Annotated in this window: 21 protein-coding genes, 6 tRNA genes and 1 other annotated feature; of the genes, 3 read left to right on the top strand and 24 right to left on the bottom strand. The window is 41.9% G+C overall.

Annotation, left to right across the window (positions count from 1 at the left end):
* The 5 genes from WJP93_RS06830 to WJP93_RS06810 all read right to left on the bottom strand — a co-directional run bounded on the left by WJP93_RS06830 (position 1) and on the right by WJP93_RS06810 (position 6,700).
* Complete coding sequence (locus WJP93_RS06830) at positions 1 to 2,913, bottom strand: GNAT family N-acetyltransferase (protein ID WP_337547433.1); 2,913 nt, start codon at positions 2,911 to 2,913, stop codon at positions 1 to 3.
* A gap of 35 nt (positions 2,914 to 2,948) precedes the next feature.
* The gene (locus WJP93_RS06825; protein ID WP_337547431.1) at positions 2,949 to 3,632 is read right to left on the bottom strand and encodes a TIGR01906 family membrane protein; all 684 of its coding nucleotides are present in this window, start codon (positions 3,630 to 3,632) and stop codon (positions 2,949 to 2,951) included.
* Positions 3,625 to 4,494: an L-serine ammonia-lyase, iron-sulfur-dependent, subunit alpha gene (sdaAA, locus tag WJP93_RS06820; protein WP_118612376.1), complete on the bottom strand. Its 870-nt coding sequence runs from the start codon at positions 4,492 to 4,494 to the stop codon at positions 3,625 to 3,627. Before sdaAA ends, WJP93_RS06825 begins: the two co-directional genes overlap by 8 nt.
* 27 nt (positions 4,495 to 4,521) lie before the next feature.
* Positions 4,522 to 5,193 carry an L-serine ammonia-lyase, iron-sulfur-dependent subunit beta gene (gene sdaAB / locus WJP93_RS06815; protein WP_227101992.1) on the bottom strand — a complete coding sequence of 224 codons (672 nt, stop codon included), beginning with the start codon at positions 5,191 to 5,193 and terminating at the stop codon, positions 4,522 to 4,524.
* Between the two features lie 67 nt (positions 5,194 to 5,260).
* Entirely contained in the window at positions 5,261 to 6,700 is a 1,440-nt protein-coding gene (locus tag WJP93_RS06810) for an enhanced serine sensitivity protein SseB C-terminal domain-containing protein (RefSeq protein ID WP_337547429.1), read from the bottom strand.
* A gap of 261 nt (positions 6,701 to 6,961) precedes the next feature.
* On the opposite strand from WJP93_RS06810, the gene WJP93_RS06805 reads away from it, so the two are divergent.
* Positions 6,962 to 7,042, top strand: a tRNA-Leu gene (locus WJP93_RS06805).
* A 36-nt stretch (positions 7,043 to 7,078) separates the two neighbouring features.
* Positions 7,079 to 7,162: transfer RNA gene (locus WJP93_RS06800), tRNA-Leu, on the top strand.
* Positions 7,163 to 7,222: 60 nt separating this feature from the next.
* Here WJP93_RS06800 and WJP93_RS06795 read toward each other — a convergent pair.
* The 5 genes from WJP93_RS06795 to WJP93_RS06775 form a co-directional block, all read right to left on the bottom strand.
* Positions 7,223 to 8,065: an alpha/beta hydrolase gene (locus WJP93_RS06795; RefSeq protein WP_066559361.1), complete on the bottom strand. Its 843-nt coding sequence runs from the start codon at positions 8,063 to 8,065 to the stop codon at positions 7,223 to 7,225.
* A 231-nt stretch (positions 8,066 to 8,296) separates the two neighbouring features.
* A tRNA-Lys gene (locus WJP93_RS06790) sits at positions 8,297 to 8,369 on the bottom strand.
* Between the two features lie 3 nt (positions 8,370 to 8,372).
* Positions 8,373 to 8,445 (bottom strand) — tRNA-Gln (locus tag WJP93_RS06785).
* A 25-nt stretch (positions 8,446 to 8,470) separates the two neighbouring features.
* Positions 8,471 to 8,544 (bottom strand) — tRNA-His (locus tag WJP93_RS06780).
* Between the two features lie 31 nt (positions 8,545 to 8,575).
* A tRNA-Pro gene (locus WJP93_RS06775) sits at positions 8,576 to 8,650 on the bottom strand.
* A gap of 382 nt (positions 8,651 to 9,032) precedes the next feature.
* Positions 9,033 to 9,279: a binding site (T-box leader), on the top strand.
* A 172-nt stretch (positions 9,280 to 9,451) separates the two neighbouring features.
* On the opposite strand from WJP93_RS06775, the gene WJP93_RS06770 reads away from it, so the two are divergent.
* Complete coding sequence (locus WJP93_RS06770; protein WP_337547426.1) at positions 9,452 to 11,140, top strand: carbon starvation CstA family protein; 1,689 nt, start codon at positions 9,452 to 9,454, stop codon at positions 11,138 to 11,140.
* A 67-nt stretch (positions 11,141 to 11,207) separates the two neighbouring features.
* Here WJP93_RS06770 and WJP93_RS06765 read toward each other — a convergent pair whose 3' ends face one another.
* From WJP93_RS06765 to WJP93_RS06700, 14 genes are all read right to left on the bottom strand, one after another.
* Positions 11,208 to 12,704: a YARHG domain-containing protein gene (locus WJP93_RS06765; protein WP_337547424.1), complete on the bottom strand. Its 1,497-nt coding sequence runs from the start codon at positions 12,702 to 12,704 to the stop codon at positions 11,208 to 11,210.
* 86 nt (positions 12,705 to 12,790) lie between these two features.
* Positions 12,791 to 13,426, bottom strand: coding sequence for an alpha/beta hydrolase-fold protein (locus tag WJP93_RS06760; RefSeq protein WP_337547422.1), 636 nt, complete (start codon positions 13,424 to 13,426; stop codon positions 12,791 to 12,793).
* 13 nt (positions 13,427 to 13,439) lie between these two features.
* Entirely contained in the window at positions 13,440 to 13,928 is a 489-nt protein-coding gene (locus tag WJP93_RS06755; RefSeq protein WP_118612368.1) for a DNA-deoxyinosine glycosylase, read from the bottom strand.
* 15 nt (positions 13,929 to 13,943) lie between these two features.
* A complete protein-coding gene (locus WJP93_RS06750; protein ID WP_337547419.1) occupies positions 13,944 to 14,810 on the bottom strand; it encodes an ATP-binding protein in 867 nt (288 codons plus the stop codon).
* Between the two features lie 44 nt (positions 14,811 to 14,854).
* Complete coding sequence (locus WJP93_RS06745) at positions 14,855 to 16,030, bottom strand: MalY/PatB family protein (protein ID WP_337547417.1); 1,176 nt, start codon at positions 16,028 to 16,030, stop codon at positions 14,855 to 14,857.
* 52 nt (positions 16,031 to 16,082) lie between these two features.
* Complete coding sequence (locus WJP93_RS06740; protein ID WP_337547415.1) at positions 16,083 to 17,237, bottom strand: PLP-dependent aspartate aminotransferase family protein; 1,155 nt, start codon at positions 17,235 to 17,237, stop codon at positions 16,083 to 16,085.
* Between the two features lie 161 nt (positions 17,238 to 17,398).
* A complete protein-coding gene (locus tag WJP93_RS06735) occupies positions 17,399 to 17,776 on the bottom strand; it encodes a hypothetical protein (protein WP_337547414.1) in 378 nt (125 codons plus the stop codon).
* Positions 17,773 to 18,780 carry an oligopeptide/dipeptide ABC transporter ATP-binding protein gene (locus tag WJP93_RS06730; protein WP_156500791.1) on the bottom strand — a complete coding sequence of 336 codons (1,008 nt, stop codon included), beginning with the start codon at positions 18,778 to 18,780 and terminating at the stop codon, positions 17,773 to 17,775. Before WJP93_RS06730 ends, WJP93_RS06735 begins: the two co-directional genes overlap by 4 nt.
* 38 nt (positions 18,781 to 18,818) lie before the next feature.
* A complete protein-coding gene (locus WJP93_RS06725) occupies positions 18,819 to 19,841 on the bottom strand; it encodes an ABC transporter ATP-binding protein (RefSeq protein WP_118612363.1) in 1,023 nt (340 codons plus the stop codon).
* Positions 19,842 to 19,856: 15 nt separating this feature from the next.
* Positions 19,857 to 20,768 (bottom strand): ABC transporter permease, encoded by a 912-nt coding sequence (locus WJP93_RS06720; protein WP_066559405.1) that lies wholly within the window; start codon positions 20,766 to 20,768, stop codon positions 19,857 to 19,859.
* Between the two features lie 12 nt (positions 20,769 to 20,780).
* Positions 20,781 to 21,740, bottom strand: a complete 960-nt coding sequence (locus WJP93_RS06715; protein WP_227101981.1) for an ABC transporter permease — start codon at positions 21,738 to 21,740, stop codon at positions 20,781 to 20,783.
* Positions 21,741 to 21,872: 132 nt separating this feature from the next.
* A complete protein-coding gene (locus tag WJP93_RS06710; protein ID WP_337547409.1) occupies positions 21,873 to 23,567 on the bottom strand; it encodes a peptide ABC transporter substrate-binding protein in 1,695 nt (564 codons plus the stop codon).
* Between the two features lie 139 nt (positions 23,568 to 23,706).
* A complete protein-coding gene (locus WJP93_RS06705) occupies positions 23,707 to 25,656 on the bottom strand; it encodes a diguanylate cyclase (RefSeq protein ID WP_337547407.1) in 1,950 nt (649 codons plus the stop codon).
* Between the two features lie 153 nt (positions 25,657 to 25,809).
* The gene (locus tag WJP93_RS06700; RefSeq protein WP_262536518.1) at positions 25,810 to 26,610 is read right to left on the bottom strand and encodes an SDR family oxidoreductase; all 801 of its coding nucleotides are present in this window, start codon (positions 26,608 to 26,610) and stop codon (positions 25,810 to 25,812) included.
* Positions 26,611 to 26,840: the final 230 nt, after the last annotated feature.

Below are 26,840 nucleotides of genomic sequence, written 5' to 3'. Positions count from 1 at the left end.
TTATTCTCCTTTTCGGAAGCGAAGCAGCATATCATTCCACTTCACACCGCCGTGTGTGGAAGCTGATACACCCTGCCAGATAAATCCGGCTTTTTCATAAAGAGGACGCAGATGATCCTTACATGTTAGCACAACACCGTCTTGTCCGCGCTTACGACTCTCCTCGACATAGTGACGTACCATCTGGCCTGCAACACCCATTCTGCGGTAACGTGCAATCACATTAACACCAAATACAGTCTGCCATGGACCATTTTCTACAAGCTTTGTAGTATCATGATAAAGCTCATCAGGAAGCTCTGGTTTATCATAGGAAGCACCATCAATAAAGCCAATCAGCTCTCCTTCTTCATTGTATGCACCATAGCAAACAAACGCCGGACTTGAAAAACGCTCCTCAAAATCTTTCTCGGATGCAGCCTCTGCCGGAAGGAAACATGCACGTTCAACTGCTGCAATCTCTCCAACCTGCTCTTTTGTCATTTTCTTCATAGTAACAGATACATGCTTGCCATGATCTCGATAAACAGTGTACTCACGCTGTGCAAGGCCTTCATTATAAATCATGCCCGGCACCTCTTTACGGCTCGTTTCCTCTGCCGGATTTCTTGTCTTTCCAGTTGTACGATTTTCAAACGGCGGAAAAACAGTAAGCGGTAATGGATATACATCTGTCTCTTTCTGATAGCGGTAGCCATTTTCCGGAATTGGCAGTGTTGGGCAGCTATAGAAGGAATCTCTTGGTGTTCCCGGCGCTGGTGCCTCAACTGTTGCCAGCTTAACAGAAATATTTTCCGGCAGCGTTACATTTGTAATCGTTGTCATATGATATGGCTGATCTGGTACATATTCGAGATTTGCCGGACGCTTATACATACTTGTTACAAAAGCTACTTCCTGCGTTTCTTTTGCTGTCTGAAGAGAAAGATCTTCAAAGCTTGCATCTGCCACATCATCAAGAACAATTGCATGACGCGTATCTTCTTTCTCAAAACCAATTGACAGACCCTTTACCTCTAATCCTTTTACATGACGGGCATAAAATCCGTATGCCGGCAAAATACCAAAAATACTTGGCTCCGGATAAGAAGTCGGAAGCTCTGGCACATTATAAGGATCATCCTTCCAGCTCTTTGTCTTTTCGTCCCAATCGACTCTTGGAAGCAAGCCCTCGTTTTTCAGAAAAAATGTATTCACAAGCCAAGGAAGGCTCTGAATGGACGGCTTTGTCTGATACTGTGTATACTCCCAGTTCGTATTTAACTGACGCTGCTCTGTCGCATGCTCCATCGTTAATCCGCCGCGGTAAGTTACCTTAATATCTTCCAGCTGTACATTTTCAATGTTGCTGCCATCAAGACCGGCAAGAAGAATCGGGTATCTTGGATCAACACTCTCTGCGCTAACACGTGCAATTCTAATATTTTTTACCTTTGCAAGCGGTCTTGAGCATCCATTTGCCCTTGATGCCGCCTCTGGTGCGTCAAGAGCTTTCGTGCGGTCTGCCACGTAGCCTTCTCCTGCCACATATATCTTGCCATAAGTTACGCCATCTTCTTTGACTAAATTTGCCTGATTCAGCGTAACTGGATTTTCTTCATCCACAACTGTGAAGAAGGAACGTCCGTCCACACTTACAAGCTTTGTTTTATTGTAGGACGGCGTATAACGCACTGCCGGAATTACTGGATAATGCTCATTATCAGGAATAACAAAGCCCCTGTTGTCCAGACGAATATTAGGTGCCTTAGCCTGAATCTCCTCACTCATCTGCATACCTGTCACAGGGAATCGGCAGCGATCACCAACGCGGATAAAAATTGGAGAGCTGCTAATATACTTCATATGGCTGTCTTCAAAAATAATATCTGTCAGATCACTTCCGTCTACTGCTTCTAATGCAAAACCTCTTGAATGCTCAAAATCAACACGGCGCACTGTTACCTGATGATAGCCACATGAAGACTCGGTTCCAAGCTTTACACGTCCTGTCGGGCCACAGCGATCCTCAGCCACAAGCTTTTCATTTGTGTAGGTCTTTGCATAGACGCTTCCTGCATCGTAGCCAGATACCTTGCAATCCTCGATAAGCACATTTTCAAGCGGCATAAAAATACCAGCACCATAGGAGCTTTTCATAACAAGACCATCATCTGTAAGTGAATTGAATACACTATTTCTAACCGTCACATCCTTACAGCAGTCTACATCAAATGCATCTCTATTTGTATCAATCAAAATGCCATCAACATACATGTTTTCAACACCTTCTGCAATAATGGCAAAATGGCCGCCGATTACAAGTGAGAAATCTGTCAGTACAACATTTTTACAGCGCACAAGTGCAATTGCCTTATTTCCAAACCACTCACCGTTATGACCTCTTTCATTTCTAAAGGCCGGCTCAGACGGATCACCGCCTAAAAGCACATATTCACGGCACTTTTCTTCTTCATTCCAGCTGCTTCCATCAATCAGTCCATCACCAGAAATCATGATATCACACAGATCTGCACCATAAAACAGACTGTTTGCAAAATAGCTGTGACCATGATCCTGCAGACCTGCAAAACGATTGATTTCCGGCTCAAGGTAATTGCCACCCTCGCCATCCTGATTGACATAAGAATGCTTAATATCAGTTCTCGCTGCACGAATCACTGCGCCTTCCTCGAAATGAATATGCACATGACTTTTTAATTCAATAGTATAGGTACGATACTCTCCTTTTGCAATTACAACAGTTGCACCGCCCTGCTTTGATGCTGCCAGAATTGCTTGGTTGATCGCCTGAGTATTTTCTACAGCACTTTTTTTAGGCGCTGCTCCAAAATCGGATGCGTAAAGAATTGTTTCATATGAAAGATCGTGAGGGCGAATTGCCGCACCTGTTGCTTCCTTAATTGTTTCCATTTTTCTCCTTTGCTTTGATGCCCTATGGCACATACTTATTTTACTTTTTTCTTTGCCAGTTTTTTCCATGCTGCAAAAAAAGCAAGACTTCCTGCCAGCACAAGAATCATAATAAGTGCTGCACAGTGCATAAAAAATTCATCTGGCAAAATCGTAATAACTGGATCCGTATATGGATCAAATAGCCAATAATCATTTTGAAACACAAGCTTATGAAATGTAATAAATACCCATTCCCAGTTTGCTGCAATCAAAAGACCAAGTGATGCCGGTATACCAACACTAATAATTCCCGCTGCTGCAAAAAGACTTCCAAAACGCTTTTTCTTTGCCGCTATAATTTCAACAGCTGACAGTGGAATTAAAATCAATGCTCCATACTCAAAAACACTAAATACTTTTTTCACTTCCTCAAAGTGAATACGCCCAGATTCTGACATTGGAAAATCTGGGAAATTAAGTATCCCCGTATGCCAGATATTATTGTAACGAATCAACGCATCAAAGTTTTTTCTGATCACGTCATTACTGTAACCGCTGCTGTCTGAGATATGAAGCAGCTTCATATCTAAATAGTAGAGTGGGCGAAAATTCAGCGTAACAGTTACACTTACACAGACAAGGCACAAAAATAAAATGAGCCCGCCTAATACTGCGGCAAAACAACCTGTCAAAGTTAAGTTTCTGACAGGTCGTCTGCAATGGACTTGATTACTCATGCTGAAGCCCCTGCGCAATCTTTTGTCCTGTTGTTGTTGCAGCCAGTCCTCCCTTTCCTGTCTCACGAATAGCTTCAGGAAGACTGATTCCAACACTTCTCATCGCATCAAACACTTCGTCTGGCGGAATGATGCTTCGAACACCAGCCAGTGCCATATCAGCTGCTGAGAGCGCATTAACTGCACCTACAACATTTCGCTTCACACAAGGCACCTCCACAAGACCGGCTACAGGATCACATGCAAGGCCAAGCAGATTTTTCATTGCCATAGCTGCTGCATGGATGATTGCCTCTGTGTCTCCTCCTGCAAGGTAAACAGCTCCTGCTGCTGCCATGGAACTTGCAGAACCAATCTCTGCCTGACAGCCTCCTGCCGCACCCGCAAGAAATGCACGGTTTGCAATGACACCGCCAACACCTGATGCAATATACATTGCCTCAAGCATACGCTCATCATCAATCTGGCGCTGTTCCTGAAGCGTTAGATATACGGCTGGAACCACGCCACAGGCACCAGCCGTAGGTGCTGCCACAATACGTTTCATACAGGCGTTTGACTCACCCATCTTCAGTGCTTTTTCAATTGCCGATGCAATTACTGGACCGCAGATTGTTTTTCCAGATACGACTGCATCATGAAACAATTGTCCATTTCCGCCTACCATACCGCTTCTTGACTTTTGTTTGGCATCATAGGCTGCATCTGCCTCTTTCATCGCCTGATACATTGCCATCAATTCTTTTTTTGACTGCTCGGGACTCACCATGCGCTCCTTACAGTCATCCTCAAGGATCACCTGCCAAAACGGTATATTTTTTTGTTTTGACACCTGCGCAATTTCTTCTAATGATTTATACATATCTCAATCCTTTCGCACTGCATCATTTTAATCTTCCCTTTGTGCCTGACTCAAATATGTGACTTTGACAATTCCTTCCTGTCTGGACAGCCACTTGATTGACTCTGCCGGAACCTCCTGATCACACTCAATGACCATCGCAGCCTGTCCTCCTCTGCTCTGACGAAACAGCTGAAGCGTAGCGATATTGACACCCTTGTGACCAAGCATTGCCGTAACCTCCATCACATGTCCTGGCTGGTCAATATTTCTCACGATCAATGTCGGATAATCACCCTCAAAATTAGCTGGAAGTCCATCAATTTCACAGACGCGAATGCGTCCGCCGCCTATGGAAGCTGCTACTACCTCAAGCACACTTCCATTTACACCTGTAAGATTTAGCTTGACAGTATTGGGATGTGCATCGACTAGCTCCACATGGTCAAATGAAAATTTCATTCCAGCCTCATCTGCCAACTCAAAGCTGTGTGGAATCCTTGCATCATCTACTGCAAGTCCCAAAAGTCCGGCGACAATTGCACGATCTGTGCCATGGCCGCTTCCAGTCGCCCAGAAGGAACCATGCAGATGAATCTGTGCCTCTTTGATCGGTTCTGCCAAAAGCTTTCCTGCTACCAGGCCAATTCGAACAGCTCCCGCTGTATGGGAACTTGACGGGCCGACCATAACTGGTCCAATAATATCAAGAATATTCATTGCTCCTCCTATTAATCAAAAGGAAAGGCCACTCTGCCTGATTCAGAATGGCCCGTTATTCTTAGCATTAGCCAAAAATACCTTTTTTATAAAATGGTTTAATATTATCTACGATTGCTAACGCTGCCGGATCTGCTCTGCGGCACTCAATTTCTTTTCCGTTTAAGTAATCCTTTGCAGCAAGCTTTAACTGCTCAAGAACGGTATCAGAGCTGCTTGTAGTCTCTGCTACTAACAGATAACCTTCCTTGCTTCCCTGTACACGCTGTGCTAACCACATACGCTTTACCTGTCTTGTTGCCTTTGCAGTTCTCTTTAAGGCGCCAATCAGCATATCTGGTTCATCAACAAGATCTCCATATGTGACTTCACCCTGCGCTTCATTAGATGCGCTCTCTGTCTTTGTCTCAGTCGGCATTACTGTCTTTGGTACATTTGAAACTGGTGCAGGTGTTAGCTCACTTGTAGACTCCTCACCATTTTCTGCTGCCTCAGCAGCTTTCGCCTTTACTTCTTCCTTCTTTGCACGGATCTTATCAATCAGACCCATTACATGCTCGTTTACAGTAAGTCCAGTTCCATTTCTGTTGATTACAATCTCGGCATTGTTTGCCTTTGCCATCTTCTCAGCTGCCTCGTAAGTCATAACTGAAATACCCATCTCATGCGGCTTATATACTCTCATGAACTCTGTAATATCAGTGAACAGCGGAAGTGCCTTCTGATCAGAATCCTTCTTTCCCATAAACACAATTGCAGGGCGTGCACCCTCTGGAATCTCCTCTCCCGCACGGAAGGTCTTTCCATCCTTCTCCATAACTGTCGGTGCCATAAATTTAGCGTCACATACTTCAAAGAATACATTGTTAGCTAAAATCGTATAAACCTTTAACTTTTCTTTATCATCCTTAAATACAGATGCATCAGGATTCTGTGCCATAAACTGTGCATGCTGAATTAATGCCGCCTGCAGCTTTCCATTACAAAGATCCTGCTTCTTCTCATCCTTCTTCTGATCCATCTCTGGCATCACATCAGAACGCTTTACGATCATCGGATGATTCATGTTGTCAACAATCACCTGCTCAATGCCCCAATAATACAGCTGAGCAAAAAACGGAACAATTACCTGATTTGGCAGCTTCTGATAAATCAGATGCATTCCACGATCTTCCTCAAGTTTCTTAAGTGCTCTAGTCAGGTTATCCTCTGTTGAAAACAGCCATACATTTCTGCCCGGATCAAGATACGGATACTTCGGTCTTTCTGTAAATGCAACATACAGTGTCTCTGCTTTCTTAATCGCATCGACAACGCCCCAATAAATAATCTGCTGCTTAATCGGGAAATGAATTGCCTTATATTTCTCATCTTTTTTTGCAATCTCTGTGTTGAAGTAAATATAAGTAAGCTCGTCCAGGCTCAGATCTGCAATCTCGTCATCTGGCATTTCCTGTGATACGACGAACTTTCTAATTAATTCACTTTGACGTTCTTTTTCTATCATGGCTGTGCTACCTCTCATTCTGCCTGCTGTTGTTTTTTACGAAGCACAATATACAGTACCACTATATATTGTGTCCAATTTTGTTTTCATCGGCATAACTGTAGTTTATTGTAACAGGAAATGCGTAAAACTGCAAGTCTTATTGCTATTTTTATCAACTTTTTGAAAGTTTTGAAAATTCTTGTTGACAAAACGATATTGTTATGATATTATACTTCATGCATTGGGGCAAGCGTCACGATGTCAGATTGTGAATAGCAAGCGGGCGTGGCGGAATTGGCAGACGCGCTAGATTTAGGTTCTAGTGTCAATGACGTGCAGGTTCAAGTCCTGTCGCCCGCACTGTTTTCATAATAACCAATGCAGACAAGTGTATTTGCAGTTGTGGCGGAATTGGCATACGCGCATGATTCAGGTTCATGTCCATGTACTTGGGTAGGGGTTCAAGTCCCCTCAACTGCACTCCTTGGCAGGGGCGAGAGGATTGCTTTTCGAAAGAAAAGCAGTCCTCTTTTTCTTTGTTTACAGCTTTGTCTTAAAGAAAGCACAAATCTCATCCCATATCTGCTTTTGGAAGAAATGGATATCTGCATGATCTGCATTTTCAATGGAAAGCAGCGTCACATCACAGCCTGCCTTTTCAAGCTCATCGTGAAGTTCTTCTCCCTGTCCAAACGGCACAGTATGATCATTATCTCCATGAATAATTAAAAATGGCGGCGCATCTTTTGTTACAAAGCTGACCGGGCAGCACGCTAATGCTTCTTCTGGATGTCTCATCACATTTTTTCCTAAAAGAAGTGATTCTGGTGCTGCTGCACACTGCTCTGGATCGCTGTACAAAAATCCGCGAAAATCTGTAGGCGGATACCATGGGCATGCAGCCTGTACGGCACTTGAATATTCCAAATTTTCTCCAACATCATAAATCGGATCATCTGCCAGGGCTGCCATACATGTCAAATAGCCGCCTGCCGACTCTCCCATAACACCTATACGATCTGGATCAATGCAAAAACGTTCTGCATGTGCGCGCAAATATCTAATTCCTGCCTTTACATCCTGCAACGGTGCCGGATACTTTGCCTCGTTGCTTGTGCGATATTCTACCGATGCAACAACAAATCCCTGCTGTGCAAGGTTAGACAAATAAGCCAAATGCGCAGAACGATCCATCTGAATCCATGCTCCTCCGCAGATCCACACAACACATGGATACTTTTTACCAGCATCCTTTGGATAGATGAGATCCATCTTTAAATCTCTCATCGTGTTTCCAAACCAGGCATCCACTTGTGTGAATGTGATTCCTGTTACTACACAAAACTGCGGCTGTCTTTCTTTTACCTGAATTTTTCTTTTCACTTTATATCATACCTCCATTCCAATAAAAAAATATAAAGACTGCGCTGTGATCAGTATAATGTATTTTTACCGATTATACAAGATTTTTTATTTGAATAGATATCATTCGTTTATTACTTCTTACGCGTCATGTTATGAAAACCATTCACCTACGGACTTTGCTGTAAGCTTATCCTTAAACTGCAATAAAAAAACCTGAGAAGCATCATCTGCTTCTCAGGTATAAAATCGTGAGACACGCGGGATTCGAACCCGCGACACCTTGATTAAAAGTCAAGTGCTCTACCGACTGAGCTAGTATCCCATCCTGGGCTAGTTGGATTCGAACCAACGTAATGCAGGAGTCAAAGTCCTGTGCCTTACCGCTTGGCGATAGCCCAACGTCGCAGGGACTTAACCTGCAAGGGTGGATATAGGGATTCGAACCCTAGGCCTCCAGAGCCACAATCTGGCGCGCTAACCAACTGCGCTATACCCACCATAGTATAAAACAATTTTCCATAAAAAGGATCGGGGTGACAGGATTCGAACCTGCGGCCTCCTGGTCCCAAACCAGGCGCTCTAGCCAAGCTGAGCCACACCCCGATGTTTTGTTGTTGTCTTTCGTGTTCCTCAAGACATTTATTAGTATATAACATCACAAGCGATTTGTCAACAGTTTTTTTTAAATTTTTTCATTTTTTTCTTCAACTGTTCTTTTGTGCCTGTTTTTCGAACAAATCTGGGCTAACATGATACCTTTTAAGTGTTGTTCTATCCTAGTATTTGCGCCATTTCTAGTTTCTTTTTGACAACAGCGCTTCGTTTTAACATGCTTCTGCCTGTCTGTTTTTTCACCAGTCACCCACTTGCTTTGTTAAATCACCTTGATAAAGTGACAATGTACTCATCCATTCTGCAGTCCATATTTGTTGTAAATTTGCAATTGACAAATATATTTTTCTGACTATAATAGCAACCATAAATAAGAAATGCATTGACAAGGATACGTTTTCATTCTTCAAGCATCTCCAGAGAGCTGCCGTATGGTGCGAGGCAGTGATGTCGAATGAGTTCATCCCCTTGAAGCAGCCTTTGCGAATCCTGTTTTGGCAGTAGTGAAGGACGGAAACCCACCGTTAACGGGGTACAGATTTAGAAGAAGCTCTGATCTGACTGAGTGGTCGGCATAGCCGGCAAGAGAAGTGGTAACGCGAATTGATTTCGTCTTCTCGATTTGGAAAAATCCAAATCGGGGAGACGTTTTTTTGTTGAGTTGCAAAAAAACAGCGCATGTTCCGTGCGGTTTTGCGAATGAGCGTTCCATGAACACTTTATCTACTCACGCTTCATCTGTTTCATTATTATAAAGAAGGAGGAAGCAACCCGAATGGGCTGCAATAAGGTATGAACACTTTAGTTATTGTTTTAATCGCTGCTGTATGTCTGTTAGCTGGTTATGTTTTCTATGGACGCTGGCTGGCAAAAAAATGGGGAATTGACCCAAAGGCAAAGACGCCTGCTTACACACACGAGGATGGCGAAGATTACGTTCCAACTGATGGCTGGACTGTATTTGCCCATCAGTTCTCTTCTATCGCAGGTGCCGGTCCTGTCACTGGTGCAATTCAGGCTGCCGCATTTGGTTGGCTCCCAGTTCTGTTATGGATTTTACTTAGTGGTATCTTCTTTGGTGCTGTTACTGATTTTGGTGCACTGTATGCCAGTGTAAAAAATGAAGGAAAGTCCATGGGTATGTTAATTGAACAGTACATCGGCAAAACTGGAAGAAAGCTTTTCTTACTGTTCTGCTGGTTATTTACCCTTATTGTTACTGCTGCATTCGCAGATATGGTTTCTGGCACTTTCAATGGTTTTGTCACTGATGCTGCCACAGGTGAGATCACAAAGTCTACAGTTAACGGTGCTGCCGGAAGTATTTCCATTATGTTTATCGCCTTCGCTGTTGTCTTTGGTCTGATTCAGAAAAAGATGAAGTTTACTGGTTGGAAAGAGGTTGTTCTTGGACTGGTATGCATGGTTGCCTGCTTTGTACTTGGTATCAGCTTCCCAATTGTCGCTACAAGAGAAACTTGGAACTATGTTACATTCGCATATATCTTCTTTGCTGCTATCCTTCCAATGTGGCTTTTGATGCAGCCTAGAGATTTTATGACCACCTTCATGTTTATCTTTATGATTGCTGCCGCTGCAATTGGTCTTCTTGTTGCTCATCCAACAATGAATCTTCCAGTTTACACTGGTTTCCACAACGAAAAACTTGGCGATATGTTCCCAATCTTGTTTGTAACTGTTGCCTGCGGTGCTGTTTCCGGTTTCCACAGCCTTGTTTCTTCTGGTACATCTTCTAAGACCATCTCCAATGAGAAGGATATGTTAAAAGTTGGTTATGGTGCTATGATTCTTGAGAGTTTACTTGCTGTTTTGGCACTGTGCGTTGCTGGTGCTGCTGCTTCCGCTGACGGCACTGCCGCTACCGGAACTCCGTTCCAGATCTTCTCCGCAGGTGTTGCCGGATTTCTTGAGATGTTTGGTATTCCTGTTCACATTGCTCAGTGTATCATGACGATGTGTGTATCTGCACTTGCACTCAGTACACTTGATTCTGTTGCCCGTATCGGCCGTATGTCCTTCCAGGAACTGTTCTCTGTTGATGATATGGAGCATGCAGAGGGATGGCGTAAGTTATTCTGCAATAAATATTTTGCAACTGTTATCACCCTTGTATTTGGCTATATCCTGACAAAGGTTGGCTATACAAATATTTGGCCGCTGTTTGGAAGTGCCAACCAGCTGTTAAGTGCACTTGTACTTATTACTCTTTGCGTATTCTTAAAAGTTACAGGTCGCACAAACAAGACTCTGTTCCCTCCGTTAATCATCATGCTTTGTGTTACCTTCACCGCACTTGTTGAGCGTTTCATTGCTCTTGTAAAAGCATATCAGGCTGGAACAGCCGTATTCATGGTTGAAGGACTTCAGTTAATTATCGCAGTTCTTCTGATCATCCTTGGTCTTACAATCGTACTCCATTCCGGAAAGCGTCTTGTAAGCAAGGAAACAAAGAAAGCTTAAAATTTAAGCCAGGGAAAAGTCTGCTAATATATCCAGACTCTTCCTTGGCTTTTTTTATGTTAAACTATCACGAATACCATCCTGCGGCAAGTACTTCCACAGTTCCTGTCCAAAAGTCAATTGCAATTGTCACCATATTAAAGTTTCTTTCCTGGCCAGTCCAGTCACTTTTATCTGGTCCTAACTGCAAATAAAGTTTGTTGCCTTGTGCGTGATCTAAGAATGCAAAACCCACATTTTTAATCACACAAGCTGTCTCTTTTTCTCCTGTCAAATAAGAAATCCGCTCTATTGCCACTCCATCTCTAACTGGTGTGGTGCTGATTCCATAGGCATAGCTATCTGATGTACACAACTGTCCCCAATCACAGTCTACATCCAGCACTTTCATATTATCACTTGCATCCGATTCACCGATATCGTAGCGCCACAGTGCACCATACGACTGATAAATAAAGTTCCCAGCTGCTTCATAGGAACGCTCGCTTTCCTCATCAAATGCATAGCGTATCTCATGCGCATTAGCAAGCGTCTGTACGTCTGCACAGGCCAGATGATCATCTTTTGTTCTCATATATACCTGATTTTCATACACATCAAACGCATATATGTACTGATCAGATCGTGTCAATACATTTCCATTCCAGTCCAATACAAAAAGACCATCATAATTGCCCACATAAATCGCATCATGCGTCAGAAGCCAATAACCCGGACTGGCACCGCCGCTTATATGCTCATCCTTCTTTTTGTATTCAAACAGCCTTCTGTCATCTTCATACATGACATACGTATCCTCATATTGACTATAATCTTCACTTGCCACACTGTTTTCACATACAAGTCTGTATTCATGATTTTGATACCAGGCGCATATACTTCCTTCATTTGCATAGCTAATACTCTTGTCAAATCCGATATTTCCAAAAATTTCGCCATTTTTCTCATAAAAAGCGCCCATCTGCACGGCCGATGCCTCCGCATCATAAGATGTCAGTTCATCTGATGCATTGTATTTTACAACAGCAGTATCTGCAAAGCTGCTCAGACCAATTCTGTCATTGATCTTTGCTGTGTACATTTCTTTCTCTTGCTTTTGCAGGCTGATCTCTTTTTCTACAACAGACTTGTTATCTGATCCTGTCCCTGCCTGCTGCTCACTGTCTAAAAAACTAATATTTGCAACTTCAACTGCATTCAGGCATCCAGAATCAAAATTTTGAGGCTGAACTGTCCCATTGTACCATGCCATCTGATCAAAATAAGACTGTAGATCTGTACTTGCAAAGCGTCGTCCATGACGCGCATATATCTCATTTTTTGCAATTCGAATATCCTCATTTGACAGCATATAAATATCAGACCACTCAAGCAGTCTCTCTGAACTGTCCTCAAATACCTTATAGTCCAATTTCTGATAATCTGACTGCTGTTCCTGATTTTTCTGTGTTTCCTGTGCCTGCACCGTCATCACGCGCATAGGTGCTGCTCCAATCATAAGTCCAATCGCTGTCACTGTTATCGCTCGATATACCTGAATAGAAAGCTTTGATCGTCTCTTCATATTTTTTCTCCTTTCTACAAAACCACGGTCGTTACTCTATATTCAATATATCGTATTTTTTCTGTTTATGCAAGTAAAATATTAGCTTATCCGTGAACTGTAGCTCTAATGCTCCACGTAAACGCTTTCGCCATCCTTATATCCACATCTTTAAAGTGATTTCCCTGATTCCACTCAAGAATTGTATTGATTCCACTATCAGAAATAGTTTCATGTACACTGCGTATCGCATGGCCTACTGTTGCCATAACAGGATTTCTTGTTTTTTCTTCACGATCTCCAAGACTGAGATAAACTGCTTTTGCTTTTATATTATTTTCTTTTATATACTCGGTAAACCCCGGAAACCAGACGGATGGAGACGCTGCTGCCACTTTGCTGAAGCGGTCAGTCTTTGTTGCTGCCCACAGAGCAAACAACCCTGCAAGCGAATATCCGCCAATGATGCAGGGCTGTTTCTTTTCTCCTATATATGTAAGAACCTCGCTCAGCGTTTTGGCTGCATTTTCTCCAAAAGATTCGCTTTTGAAAACAGCTGGTGCTTTCCAAGGCGACAAATCCCGATTCCAGTCATCCACTTTACATGCAATAAGGCATAATTCGTCCGAAACTGCTTTCTGAATCAGATCAAATTCGTGATCAATCATTTCAATATCATGATCACCAATCATCTGCAAAAGAATAAGCGATGCATTCGGATTTCCATATTCAAAAACATCCATAATAATAAAATTCCTAACACTTTATTTTTCTCCATGCTTCACACAGCCGTTCAAGTGACCATGCTGCATTTGCCGGACTTGTTGATGGCAAAACAACAGCTTCCATCCCTGTAAGTGGAAGCTGATATTTTTTATATAATTGCCCTGCCTTGCTGCCGTTTGCATAGATTTGTTTTATATTTGATGCATCAAGTATCTTTCTTAACTCTGTCGGCTTAACATTTTTAATACTGCTGTCACTTGAGCCCTTAATATCGCAGCTTTGAATTACGTCCCATATGGCAATATGATGCCTAAGAAGCAAATGCTTCTTCTCATCTATTGTTTCTGGTATCGGTTCCTGAAACAATGCTGCCAAAACCTTCCAAAAGCGATTTTGCTTATGTCCATAATAAAAATTAGTTTCTCTGGATTTAACTGATGGCAGCGTACCAAGAATTAAGATCTGTGATGCACTGTCAAAAATCGGCTCAAATGAATGCACAATATGTTCGTATTCCATTTTTTCCTTCCATTTTTACAGCTGCTCTTCACTTCTTTCATTATTATAATAGTTATCTAAGAAGGAATATGTCTTTCCATGTGTTTTGTAGCCCGGCATCGTGTCAAGGCTTACTGCATGAATACTATTGAAGATACTCTTGTCAATCAGTGGATTATCCTTCTTTAACTGGCGAATCAGCATCTTTATCTCCTGACGCTTTGAGATTCCGCCTTCATTATTATTTAAAGTATAATTTTCTGTAAAGCGACAGGCACACTGAATAAATTCTAATCCATTGTAATTCATCCATGCGATAATATCTTCCTCATGAATGCAATACATCGGACGTATCAACTCCATGCCCTCAAAATTTGTGCTGTGCAGCTTGGGAATCATTGCCTTTAACTGCGATGCATAAAACATGCCTATCAATGTTGTCTCTATTACATCATCAAAATGATGACCTAGCGCAATTTTATTGCATCCAAGTTCCTTAGCCCTGCTGTATAAATAGCCACGGCGCATTCTTGCGCATAAATAACATGGTGACTTATCCACACTATTTGCAACATCAAAAATATTCGTTTCAAAAACCGTAATTGGAACATTAAGTATCTTTGCATTTTCCTCAATCTTTTTACGATTTTTTTCATTATATCCCGGATCCATAACCAGAAAGGTTAATTCAAATGGAACATCGCCATAGCGCTGAAGCAGCTGCATCAGCTTTGCCATCAGCATAGAATCCTTTCCGCCTGATATACAAACTGCAATCTTATCATTTTCCTGAACCAGTTCGTAATTCTTTACTGCCTTAATAAATGGATTCCACAGCTCTTTTCTATATTTCTTCATGATGCTGCGTTCAATATTCTGGCTTGGTTCGAGTAATTTTCCCATACTTTTTGTCATTCCTTTTCTACATAATAAATCTCAATTTTCCCTTATAAGCTATTTACAGCTGCCTCTAGCTGCTCGAATGCCTGCTTTAATACAGAGCGCGGACATGCAACATTAAAGCGTTCAAAGCCCTCTCCGTCAGGTCCAAACATTGCACCGCTGTCTAGCCAAAGATTTGCCTTATTTTCGATCAGATCCTGCCTTTGTGCCTCTGTCAGACCAAGCGCACGAAAATCAATCCATAAAAGATAAGTACCCTCTGGTTCAATCATAGTAAGCTTTGGAAGCCTTGTCTGAATAAATTCACGCACAAATGCAATGTTATCTTTCAGATATTCCTTTAGCTGAGTCAGCCATTCTTCACCGTACTCATAAGCTGCCTGACACGCCTCTAAGCCCATCACATTAACCTGACTGTAGCCTGCTGCATCTACTGCCTTTTTAAACTTAAACCTAAGTGTCTCGTTTGGAATAAATATGTTTGAGACTTGAAGACCAGCTAAATTAAAGGTCTTACTAGGTGCCGTGCATGTAATGCTTATGTTTGCAAAATCGTCAGATAAAGATGCAAACATCAGATGCTTATTCTCTCCCCATGTAAAGTCGCTGTGAATTTCATCGCTTACTACAATTACTCCATAGCGGATGCAGATTTCTCCAATCTTTTCTAACTCCCATTTTTTCCATACGCGTCCAACTGGGTTATGCGGACTGCACAGTAAAAACAGCTTTACATGATTATCTCGAATCTTCTGTTCAAAATCGTCAAAATCAATTTCATAATGGTCGTCAATCAGCTTTAGCGGGCTATTTACTATAACACGCTCATTATCTGCAATTACCTCACTAAATGGGTAGTAAACAGGCTGCTGTAATAAAACTGCCTCACCTGGCTTTGTGTAAGCGCGCACTGCCGCTGCAAGTGCAAAGACAACACCTGGTGTCTTGATCAGCCATTCCTTCTGAATTTTCCATGAAAAATGCTTTTCATACCAGCCTAAAAGTGCCTGAAAATACGGCTCCTTAGCATCACTGTAGCCATAAATTCCATGCTCAGTGATTTTTCTAAGACGCTCACTGACCTGTGGCAGTGTTGGAAAATCCATATCAGCTACCCAAAGAGGTAAAATACCTTCGTGTCTGCCACGCTCTTTTGCAAAATCATATTTTAAACAGTCTGTACCTTTGCGGTCTGTAATTTTATCAAAATCGTATTTCAAATTGAAACCTCCACATCTTGTCTGCTCTGTCTTGTCAAATCATCATTTTATATCAGTCTTCTCCATTTAATGCCTGATCAAGATCAGCGATCAAATCATCTACATTTTCGATTCCAACTGAAAAACGTAGGAAGTCTTCGGTGATTCCAAGACGCTCTCTTGTCTCAACTGGAACATCGCCGTGTGTTTGAAGCATAGGATAAGTCATTAATGACTCAACTCCGCCAAGACTCTCTGCATATGTAATAAGACGAATACGCTCAAGTACGCGGCGTGCTGTTGCCTCACTGTCGGTGCGAATAGAAATCATGCTTCCAAATCCAGTCGTCTGCTTCTTATTGATTTCATATCCTGGATGATCCTCCAGACCAATGTAGTAAACCTGCTTAATCTTTTTCTGTGTCTGCAGCCACTTTGCGATTGCAAGTGCATTCTCCTGCTGACGCTCCATACGAATTGGCAGTGTCTTGATACCACGGATTAACAGATAGCTGTCAAACGGAGCCAGGCAGCTTCCAACTGTCTTATACAGATAGCGAATTTTTGCTGCCAGATCATCTCTTGAGGTAGATAAAAATCCAGCCAATGTATCGTTATGTCCTCCTAAAAACTTTGTTCCGCTGTGAATAACAAGGTCCGCGCCAAAACGGATTGGCTTCTGAAAATAAGGAGATAAGAAGGTATTGTCTACGATTACAAGAAGATTGTACTTGTCTGCAAGACTCTTCATCTTTGCAAGGTCGGTGATCTGCATAGTTGGATTGCTTGGTGTCTCTATGTAAAGTGCTTTTGTGTTGCTCTTTATTGCTGCTTCCGTTGCTGCGGCATCTGCTGTATTTACATAAGTAAAGGTCAAGCCACGCTTCTCACCTGTTGTCTGGAACATACGAACAGATCCACCATACAAATCCTCTGAGCACACGATATGGTCTCCAGACTCAAACAGTTCCATGCACAGCACAATTGCTGCCATACCATTTGCACAAGCTACGGTATCTTTTGCTTCCTCAAGAGAAGTCACTATATCCTCTAACTCCGTTCTGGTTGGATTGCTCTCTCTTGTATAATTAAAGCCCGTTGTCTGTCCAATACCTGGATGATAAAAAGTTGCTGTCTGGTAGATCGGTGTGCATACAGAACCGTATGGATGGCCTTCCTCATGCTCATTATCTCTGTGAATACATCGTGTCTCAAATTTATAATCCATTTTCGTAATCTCCTTCTATATCAAAAGTTTAAACCTTTTAGTACTATTTTACTCGTACAATTCCTTTAAATCATACCTTTTTTCTAGGTTATTGTCTATAAGAAAAAAGTAATAAGTCGCTATAGGAATATTCTATAGCGACTTACTACAATAAATACACATCAAAGATTAAGTAAAATCAAGTCTGCCACAGACGCAAGCAGCAAAAATGCAGCACTTATCATCAGAACAACTGTCTTTAGACCAACTACGCTAAAATGCTGTCTCCATCCATTCTTTGCTTCTCTTTTCTCATCTGCATTTTCTTTTTTTCCTTTTGCAAGAAGCATTCCTGCCACCAGAAAAAGACCAATTGCACCAATCAGCAAAAGACCGTCCTTTACAACTTCAAAGCCGTTTACTATCTGAAAACTGCCAAAGAGAAATCCACATGCAAATAAAATGATAGCTGCGGCAGCTGCGGCTGCAACTCCGATTATAAATGCCTTTAATACATCTAATGCGGCCTTCTTTACCATCTCTTTTCTACTCAGTGTCATACGCATTTTCCTGTCTCACATCCATTTGATGGATCGCAAATATGACAGGCAACGAAATGACCTCCGCCAATATCACGAAGCTTTGGCATCTCCTGTCTGCAGATTGGCATTGCGCATTTACATCTTCCCTGGAACTTACATCCTGCCGGGGAATTGATAGGACTTGGCACTTCACCTTCAAGACGAATCTTTTTAGCATCTCTTTCCTGCTCGATCTTTGGATCTGGAATCGGAATTGCTGACAGCAATGCTCGTGTATATGGGTGCTGCGGATTTGCGTACAGCTCCTCAGAAGTGGTCAGCTCAACTAAGGTACCTAAATACAATACTGCAACACGGTCTGAGATATGCTTTACCATGGACAGATCATGGGCAACAAATAAATATGTTAAGCCCATGCGCTTTTGCAGGTCAATCAATAAGTTTACGATCTGTGCCTGAATGGAAACATCAAGCGCTGAAATTGGCTCATCAAGTACAAGAAACTCTGGCTCTACTGCAAGCGCGCGTGCAATACCGATACGCTGTCTCTGACCGCCTGAAAACTCATGAACGAAACGATTCGCATGCTCTCTGTTTAAGCCGACAAGCTCCAAATAATGGTAGATGCGCTCATTTCTTTCCTTTTTGTTTTTAGCCAAATGATGAATATCAATTCCTTCTCCAATGATCTCAGCAACTGTCATACGCGGATCAAGAGAGCCATACGGATCCTGGAAAACCATCTGAACAGACTTTTTGTAGTTCTGTTTTTCCTTTCCAGTCAATTTCTGCGGATCCTTTCCTTTAAACAAAACTTCTCCATCAGTTCTGCTGTACAATCCGATACAGGTTCGTCCACATGTGGTCTTTCCACATCCAGACTCTCCTACCATGCCGAGCGTTTCTCCCTTGTAGATCTCAAAGGAAACATCGTCAACGGCCTTTAAGGTAGCATTTTTGCCTACCTGAAAATATTTCTTTAAGTGGCTCACTGAAAAGAGCACTTCTTTTTCGTTGTTCATATTCAATATTCCTTTCGACATGCTTGAGCTTAGAAACGTCAAGCTTCTCCCGGCATCTCCACCTTTGGTGCTAATGGGTGATGCAGCCAACAGCTCGCCTCATGTCCATCACCAAACTCTGTAACCTCAGGCATCTGCTCTTTACAGATTTCCATGCAGTACTCACATCTTGTACAGAATGGACATCCAACTGGCGGATTTAACAAATCTGGCGGTGTTCCTGGAATTGATGCAAGTACCTGCTTATTTTCAAGGTCAAGTCTCGGCACAGAACGAATCAATGCCCATGTGTACGGATGTCTCGGACGATAGAAAATATCCTCGCAGTTTCCGCGCTCTACAATCATACCGGAGTACATAACGGCAATCTTCTGCGCAATATTTGCTACAACACCAAGATCATGTGTAATCATGATGACTGATGTGTTATGCTCTCTTTGCAGTTCCTTAATGATATCAAGAATCTGTCCCTGGATTGTTACGTCAAGCGCTGTTGTCGGCTCATCACAAATCAAGATCTTCGGGTCACAGGCAAACGCAATTGCAATCATAACACGCTGTCTCATACCGCCTGAGAACTCATGCGGATACTGACGCACACGCTTTTCCGGCTCAGGAATACCAACTTTTTGAAGCATTCTTACTGCTTCCTTCTTTGCCTCATCCTTTGTCATATGCTTATGTGCCATCAGATTTTCCATGATCTGCTTTCCAACACGCATGGTTGGATTTAATGAAGCAAGTGCATCCTGGAAGATAATTGCAACCTCACCGCCCTTATATGCCTGCCACTGCTTCTTATTATAATTAAGTATATTATCACCGTGATATAAAATCTCGCTGCCCTGCTTGATCTCGCCCTGTGGTCCTTTAATAAGACCCATAATGGACTTTGCTGTAACAGATTTTCCACAGCCAGACTCACCTACAATGGCAATTGCCTCTCCTTCTTTCAAATCAAAGGAAACACCACGCACGGATTTTACTTCGCCTGCATAGGTATGGTAGGACACTTTTAAATTTTTCACTTCTAATATCTTATCATTTTTCTGGTCACTCATAGTTTCTCCTTTGTCTTACTGGCGAAGTCTCGGGTCAAGTGCATCACGCAGTCCATCGCCGAGCAGGTTAAATGCCATAACGATTACACATAAAATCACACACGGCCAAATCAGCTGTGTTGGGTAGAAATCAAGTGTCTGCTGTCCCTGTGAAATCAAAACGCCAAGACTGATCTCTGGTGCAGTCAGACCAATTCCAAGGAAGCTAAGTCCTGCCTCAGTGAAAATGAATGCCGGAATGGAGGTAGACATATTTAAGATCAAAATTCCAAGCATGTTCGGCACATAATGCTTTAAGATAATACGTGATGGCTTTGCACCAAGTACCTCTGCCGCATATACATACTCTGATTCCTTTAACTGCTTAATCATACCACGAACCTGTCTGGCAGTACTGCACCATGCAGTAATACTAAGTGCAACGAGAAGAGCAAACAAATTGTTGCCAAGAACCATCATGATCAGAATTGTGATCAAAAGACTTGGCAGAGAGTTGATTACCTCAATTATACGCATCATTACGTCATCGACCCAACCGCCAAAATGTGCCATTGCTGCACCATAAAGTGTTCCTACAATCAGTTTTAATGCTGTTGCCACAAGCGCAATAATGATAGATGCTCTTGCACCCATCCAAACACGTGAGAACAAGTCACGTCCCAGATAATCAGTTCCAAACCAGTACTTTGCGCTCATTCCCTGATTCTTCTCTTTTACATTCTTTGAAACAAAATCGTAGCCTCTAATATATGGTCCAACAATAACCATAATTAAAATCAGTCCAAGCACGACAAGTGATGCCATTGCAACTGGATTTTTCTTCAATCGTCTCCATGCATCCTGCCAGTAAGAAATAGTTGGGCGGTCAATACGCTCTGCTTCTTCTTTTGTATAGCCAACCCTTTTAAATTTATCAGCTGTAAGCATATGTTTCCTCCCTTATTTACTTCTTTTGCCTGGCATCTGGATTCTCGGATCGACAAATACATATAAAATATCCGTAATAAAGATGACAGCGATATACAGAATTGACAGCAGCACTGTTTCACCAAGTACAATTGACAAATCCTGATTATTTACGGCAGTTACATAATACTGTCCGATTCCTGGAATTGAGAAAATACTCTCAATAAAGAAGGAACCTGTAATACACATAGCAACAGACATTGGCAGCTGCGTCATAACTGGAATAAAGGAGTTACGCAGGATATGCTTACGAATGATTGCAGATTTGCTTAAGCCCTTTGACTCTGCTGTCAGTACGTAATCCTGATTTACAACATCCAGCATAGAGGTCTTTAAGAGTCTCGTGTAAGTTGCAATATAGGAGAAACATCCTGTCAGAGTTGGAAGAACAGTATACTTCCATCCTCCAAACCACAAATCCTTTCCCTCTGGCCATCCGATTGTCGGAAACCATCGAAGATTACCTGCAAAAACCTTCTGCAAAAGCAGTCCAAATATCAAATGCGGCACTGAAATAAGCAATACCGACAAGCCTACAATCAAGTAATCGATGAAGGTTCCTCGCTTCATCGCCGCCACAATTCCAAGCAATAAACCAAGTGTTACACCAAGTAACATCTGCTGAATACCAAGTCTTGCAGATACTGGAAGCTTTGTCTTTAACAAGCCTGTTACTGTCTGTCCGGCATATACGAATGATTCACCAAAATCACCCTTACACATTTTCTTCATTGTTATTAAATAACGTTCCATTACCGGCTTATCCAGTCCGTAGCGCTGGTACAAAGCAGTTCTCGTCTGTTCCGGCAAATGGTCTGCCCTCTGGGTTAACGGATCTCCTGGAACCGCCTCCAGCAGGAAAAAGGTAGCTGTTGCAATCAAAAAGACTGTCAAAATCAGCTCAGCAAAACGCCTGATTAAATATCTACCCATAGCCTTATCTCCTGTTCTTTTTTATTATCATTACGAAAAGGAAGGGACCCGAACAACGAGCCCCTCCAAACTTTTGGGTTTACTTTTGTAAAACCGTAATTTTAAGCATTACCTTCTACTAATTGCGCTCTATTACTGATTTTTTCCATCGATGTAAGTCCAGATAAACTCAGCACTTGCACCAAAAGAGGAAGTACGATAATCCTTAACCCAGTTCTGAAGCAGAACCTGCTTTGTAGCATAGTAGATTGGTGCAAATGCACAATCATCTAATAAAAGAATCTGCTCCATCTGCTTATAGATATCAAGACGCTTATCCATATCAGTCTCACCAACAAGCTGATCTGCTAATGCATCATAATCTGGGTTGCTGTATCCACCAAAGGACATACCGTAAGCATCAGTATAGTTAGTATATAAGAAGTCAAGCGGATCATTGTAATCTGAATACCAGCCGCCAAGGAAGAAGTCATAATTTCCTTCATTTCTGTCTGCGATGAACAGGGAACTATCACCAGCTACACTTAACTCAACAGTAAGTCCAAGTGTCTCTTCCAGAGACTGCTGAATGTACTCTCTCTCTGCCTGTACCTCAGTTGTGGAACCACTTGTCAGATAAGTCAGTGTGATATCTTCGATTGGAGTCTCTACGCCTAACTCATCAAGACCTTCCTGGAACAAAGCAACGATCTTATCTGGATCACCAACATACTCGTTATACTCATCCTCCATGATCTCACCTACCTGATCACGATAAGAAGAACCATTGAATGTGATAGCCGGTGCTACATAGCTGTATGCCGGATTGTATCTTCCATAAACAGCATCGATCATCTCTTCACGGTCAATACTGTAGGAGATTGCCTTGCGAATCTTTACATTGCTCATCAATCCGGATGTACCACCGTTAATAAAGTTGAAACGAAGTCCAATTGTTCCCGGATAATCTGTTACCATGTACTGATACTTGCCTTCTTCTGCTTCCTTTTCAAACTTAATTGCATAGTCACCAGTTGGCTGATACTGATCTAACTCACCATTCTCAAACATGGTAGCTGCTGTAGACTCCTGTGCTACAATGTACCAGTTGATTGTATCAAGATGTACATTCTCTGCATCCCAGTACTCAGCGTTCTTTGTCCATACCATCTTATTATCTACAACCATATCAGTCATGCAGAATGGTCCGTTATATACGCAAAGTGTCCAATCCTTACCCCAGTTATCGCCAGCTGCCTCAGCCAGATCCTCACGTGTCGGATACAGAGGAGTTGCTACTAACTTAGACTCGAATGTCGGGTCTGCTACCTTTAATGTAACTTCGAAGGTATAATCATCAACTGCTACTGCCATAACGTCATCAGCAGAACCTTCGCCAGAGTTGTACTCTTCTGCTCCTACTACATTATAGATGAAGGATGCATAGTCATATGCATAATCTGGGTTTAACAGACGCTTCCAGCCATACTCATAATCATGAGCAGTAACCGGAACACCATCAGACCACTTTGCATCCTCTCTTAAATGATAGGTGTAAACAGTTCCATCATCAGAAATATCAACACTCTCTGCTCCTGCTAAGATGAACTCATCTCCATTCTCGTCTGCTACATCACGGTATAATCCCTCGTAGCAAGCTGCCATCATCCATCTCCAGCCCATGTCCTGAACATCGTAGTTGTTTCCGAAAGCAGTTGTTCTTACATTGATTACCTGCTCATCAGTCAGCTCTTTAGCTGCCTCATCTGCAAATACGGATGGTGCAAATGTTCCAACAGTCATAACGCCTGCCAGTAATGCTGCACACATTTTCTGTATTTTTCTCATTTTTCTCCTCCTTGAATGTCGTGAAGTATGCTAGCCATTATACCTCTTTTTTCAAAAAATGTCTAATGGTTTTTCTGCAATTTTCAGGATTTCCTAAAGCATTTGCTATTCTAATTTTTCGTCCTATTTTGTGTCTGCATTACACCCCCCCCGCATTTAGATCTTCCTGCAGTGTGTCCTGAATATCAGTCAAACACTCTAACAGAAGTGGATTAAAGGTTCCACACTCACCTGCAAGAATCATTTCCATAGCTTTCTCATGGGAATATGCTTTTTTATAAACACGATCACTCACAAGTGCATCATAAACATCAGCAAGTGCAACCACCTGCGCACTAATAGGAATATCGTCCCCCTTTAAACCATCTGGGTAGCCTTTTCCGTCATAGCGCTCATGATGCCAGCGGCAAATCTGATAGGCCATCTTTACAAGCGGCTCATTTTTATAGACCTCCATATCTTCAAGCATTCGCGCACCGATCAGTGTATGCGTTTTTATGATCTCAAATTCGTCTTTTGTAAGCTTTCCTGGTTTATTTAAAATCTTATCATCAATACCGATTTTTCCAATATCATGCAAAGCTGACGCTGTTGTAATTAAATATCGATCAGAATAGCTTAAGTGATAGCGATCTGTCTTTTGTACGAGACATTCAAGAATCTTTTCTGTAAGTCGATTTATATGAAGCACATGCATACCGCTCTCGCCATTTCTAAACTCCACAATATGACTAAGAATCGTAATCATCATGTGGTTATTCTTTTCTTTCTCATAAATTTGATCACTGATAAGTGTAGATAATCTGCGCTGCTTTGCATAGAGTTTAATCGTATTAAATACACGCTGATAGACAACCTTTGCATCAAATGGACGACTAATATAATCTGATACGCCAAGCTCATATGCACGACGCACATACACATCGGAGTCCTCACTTGAAATCATAATGACGGGAATATCCTCGATTAAATGCTTACGTTCCATAACATTAAGCACTTCAAAGCCATCCATCTCTGGCATAACAATATCCAAAAGAATAGCAGAAATACCCGTTCCATACTGATCTAACAGCTGCAGACATTCCTCACCGTTTTCAGCCTCTAAAATTCTAAAATCATTACCGAGCATATCAGAAAGAATCTCTCTGTTCATTTCTGAATCGTCTACGATTAGAATCTGCTGACGCATTTTTTCTTTTTTTACCAGATCCGTATTTCCATTGGCGTCTACAATTCCTTTTTCCGTTACTACTGTATTTTTTTGATTTTTTGCCTGATACATCAGACGATCTGCCCTTTCCACTACCTTTTCAAGCATCTCATTGCTACAGAACAAACCTCCAACACTGACAGACAGATGTATAGTTGAATAGCCTGGAACATCTGCTGCAAATACGCGCTCTCTAATTTCTCGAAGCTTCTTGACAAATGTATCCTCATCGATTCCTGGAATCAGAAGTAAAAACTCATCGCCTCCATAACGCACTATGCTGTCTGTACTTCTAACACAGCTTCTAATCTGTTTTACAACTGTTTTAAGAACGGCATCGCCTGCCGAATGACCAAAAGTATCATTATAAATTTTAAAATCATCAAGGTCGATCATTGCAACACCCTGTATATTAACTGATGTCTTTAATTCGTCCTCGTAGTAACGTCTATTATATGCACCTGTTAAAACATCACGATATATCCTGTCATCAAGACCAAATATCTGATTTACAAGCTTATCACTCTCATTTTTATCAATCAGTGTCTCTAAATCTAACTTTTTAAGCATTTCAATTACATATGGAACACCATCAATTTCCACATACTTTGAAAACACCTGATAAAGCACAGAGTCTAAAAACTCAAGCTTTGTCTTTTCTGCCTTATCACGAAAGGCAATCACTGAAATACAATTCTCGCAAGGCTTGTTTTTTCCCCAGAAACAATAACAGGAACAGTCAGTTTTTGATGAAGGCTTTCCTGATGCCAAACACTGAATCCTATTTGCATCTACAAGACGAACAATTGTAAATACTTTTCTTAACTGTTCCATCTCTTTTTCTGCTTCTTCTGCTGTCAGCTGATATTCTGCTTCCATACCTGTTTCCTCCGCTGTGTATCATTTCTGGTACATATTTTTATTTATTGCACTATTAACTTGATTCTACCACAAAATATTTATTTTGGCTACAAAAAAGTGCAGCACCTTTTAGGTGGCTGCACTTTTGGCTACTAATATTTTTTTCGCTTATTATGGTCTCTGACCCATACCACCCTCAAGTGTAAGAGTCTCACCATTCATATACTTGAAATCTGGGGATGCTAACTGTACACAAACACGGCCGATCTCAAGCTCTGCATCACCAAAATGACCTGCTGGCGGCATCTTTACATTTGCCTTAAATGCGTCTGGATATGCCTTCTCAAACTGCTCTAACTGTGCAGTCCATGCAAGCGGGCAGATTACATTTACATTGATTCCGTCCTTTGCCCACTCGGTAGCTGCTACACGAGATAAGCCACGGATACCTTCTTTTGCTGCTGCGTATGCGCACTGTCCATAGTTTCCAAACAGACCTGCACCTGATGCAAAATTGATAACAGAACCCTTTGACTTTGCCAGATATGGATAACAAGCCTTCATGTAGTAGAATGCTGCATACAAACCAGAGTACATAGCAAGATTAAACTGCTCAGTTGTATGATCTGCGATAGAAACACCTGATGCGGATGCCTGTGCATTGTTGATCAGCACATCAATACCGCCAAACTCCTTTACGGTTTCCTCTACAACCTTATTTACAACAGCCTCATTGTCTGCTCCTGCATTAACGTCTGCCTGCATGATCAGAACCTTGATGCCGTAAAGACGCTCTAATTCTTCCTTTGCGTCCTCAAGCTTCTTTACATTACGTCCTGTAATTACAAGATTTGCTCCCTCTTTTGCATAAGCAGTTGCAATTCCGTATCCGATGGAACCGCATCTTCCATCACTTAAAACAGCACGTCCTGCTCCTGTAATGATGGCTGTCTTACCTGTTAAAAATCCCATTGGTTCTCCCTTCTTGTCTGTGTTTTGTTTGACTTTTGTCTGCACAGAACCTGTATATCAGTATCTTATCATATTCAAACAGTAATCACAAGACTATTTTTTCAACCACTTCTGCAGCACATGACACACAAGTTCCATATCGACTGGCTTTGTGACAAAAGTCGTGCGGGAAAGTCAAGAAACTTTTTGCAATTATCGGACAATGATGTCGAATTTTGTCGAAATGTTGT

This window comes from Anthropogastromicrobium sp. (assembly GCF_037349415.1).
Classification (GTDB): Bacteria; Bacillota; Clostridia; order Lachnospirales; family Lachnospiraceae; genus Anthropogastromicrobium; species Anthropogastromicrobium aceti.
The sequence above is the reverse complement of the archived record's forward strand: the minus strand, read 5'-3'. Positions and strand labels throughout refer to the sequence as shown.

Excerpts from the sequence above, each read along its gene's own strand:
- WJP93_RS06830 (WP_337547433.1), bottom strand. The coding sequence starts at position 2,913 with ATGGAAACAATTAAGGAAGCAACAGGTGCGGCAATTCGCCCTCACGAT.
- WJP93_RS06825 (WP_337547431.1), bottom strand. The coding sequence starts at position 3,632 with ATGAGTAATCAAGTCCATTGCAGACGACCTGTCAGAAACTTAACTTTG.
- sdaAA (WP_118612376.1), bottom strand. The coding sequence starts at position 4,494 with ATGTATAAATCATTAGAAGAAATTGCGCAGGTGTCAAAACAAAAAAAT.
- sdaAB (WP_227101992.1), bottom strand. The coding sequence starts at position 5,193 with ATGAATATTCTTGATATTATTGGACCAGTTATGGTCGGCCCGTCAAGT.
- WJP93_RS06810 (WP_337547429.1), bottom strand. The coding sequence starts at position 6,700 with ATGATAGAAAAAGAACGTCAAAGTGAATTAATTAGAAAGTTCGTCGTA.
- WJP93_RS06770 (WP_337547426.1), top strand. The coding sequence starts at position 9,452 with ATGAACACTTTAGTTATTGTTTTAATCGCTGCTGTATGTCTGTTAGCT.
- WJP93_RS06765 (WP_337547424.1), bottom strand. The coding sequence starts at position 12,704 with ATGAAGAGACGATCAAAGCTTTCTATTCAGGTATATCGAGCGATAACA.
- WJP93_RS06760 (WP_337547422.1), bottom strand. The coding sequence starts at position 13,426 with ATGGATGTTTTTGAATATGGAAATCCGAATGCATCGCTTATTCTTTTG.
- WJP93_RS06755 (WP_118612368.1), bottom strand. The coding sequence starts at position 13,928 with ATGGAATACGAACATATTGTGCATTCATTTGAGCCGATTTTTGACAGT.
- WJP93_RS06750 (WP_337547419.1), bottom strand. The coding sequence starts at position 14,810 with ATGGGAAAATTACTCGAACCAAGCCAGAATATTGAACGCAGCATCATG.
- WJP93_RS06740 (WP_337547415.1), bottom strand. The coding sequence starts at position 17,237 with ATGGATTATAAATTTGAGACACGATGTATTCACAGAGATAATGAGCAT.
- WJP93_RS06735 (WP_337547414.1), bottom strand. The coding sequence starts at position 17,776 with ATGACACTGAGTAGAAAAGAGATGGTAAAGAAGGCCGCATTAGATGTA.
- WJP93_RS06730 (WP_156500791.1), bottom strand. The coding sequence starts at position 18,780 with ATGAACAACGAAAAAGAAGTGCTCTTTTCAGTGAGCCACTTAAAGAAA.
- WJP93_RS06725 (WP_118612363.1), bottom strand. The coding sequence starts at position 19,841 with ATGAGTGACCAGAAAAATGATAAGATATTAGAAGTGAAAAATTTAAAA.
- WJP93_RS06720 (WP_066559405.1), bottom strand. The coding sequence starts at position 20,768 with ATGCTTACAGCTGATAAATTTAAAAGGGTTGGCTATACAAAAGAAGAA.
- WJP93_RS06715 (WP_227101981.1), bottom strand. The coding sequence starts at position 21,740 with ATGGGTAGATATTTAATCAGGCGTTTTGCTGAGCTGATTTTGACAGTC.
- WJP93_RS06710 (WP_337547409.1), bottom strand. The coding sequence starts at position 23,567 with ATGAGAAAAATACAGAAAATGTGTGCAGCATTACTGGCAGGCGTTATG.
- WJP93_RS06705 (WP_337547407.1), bottom strand. The coding sequence starts at position 25,656 with ATGGAAGCAGAATATCAGCTGACAGCAGAAGAAGCAGAAAAAGAGATG.
- WJP93_RS06700 (WP_262536518.1), bottom strand. The coding sequence starts at position 26,610 with ATGGGATTTTTAACAGGTAAGACAGCCATCATTACAGGAGCAGGACGT.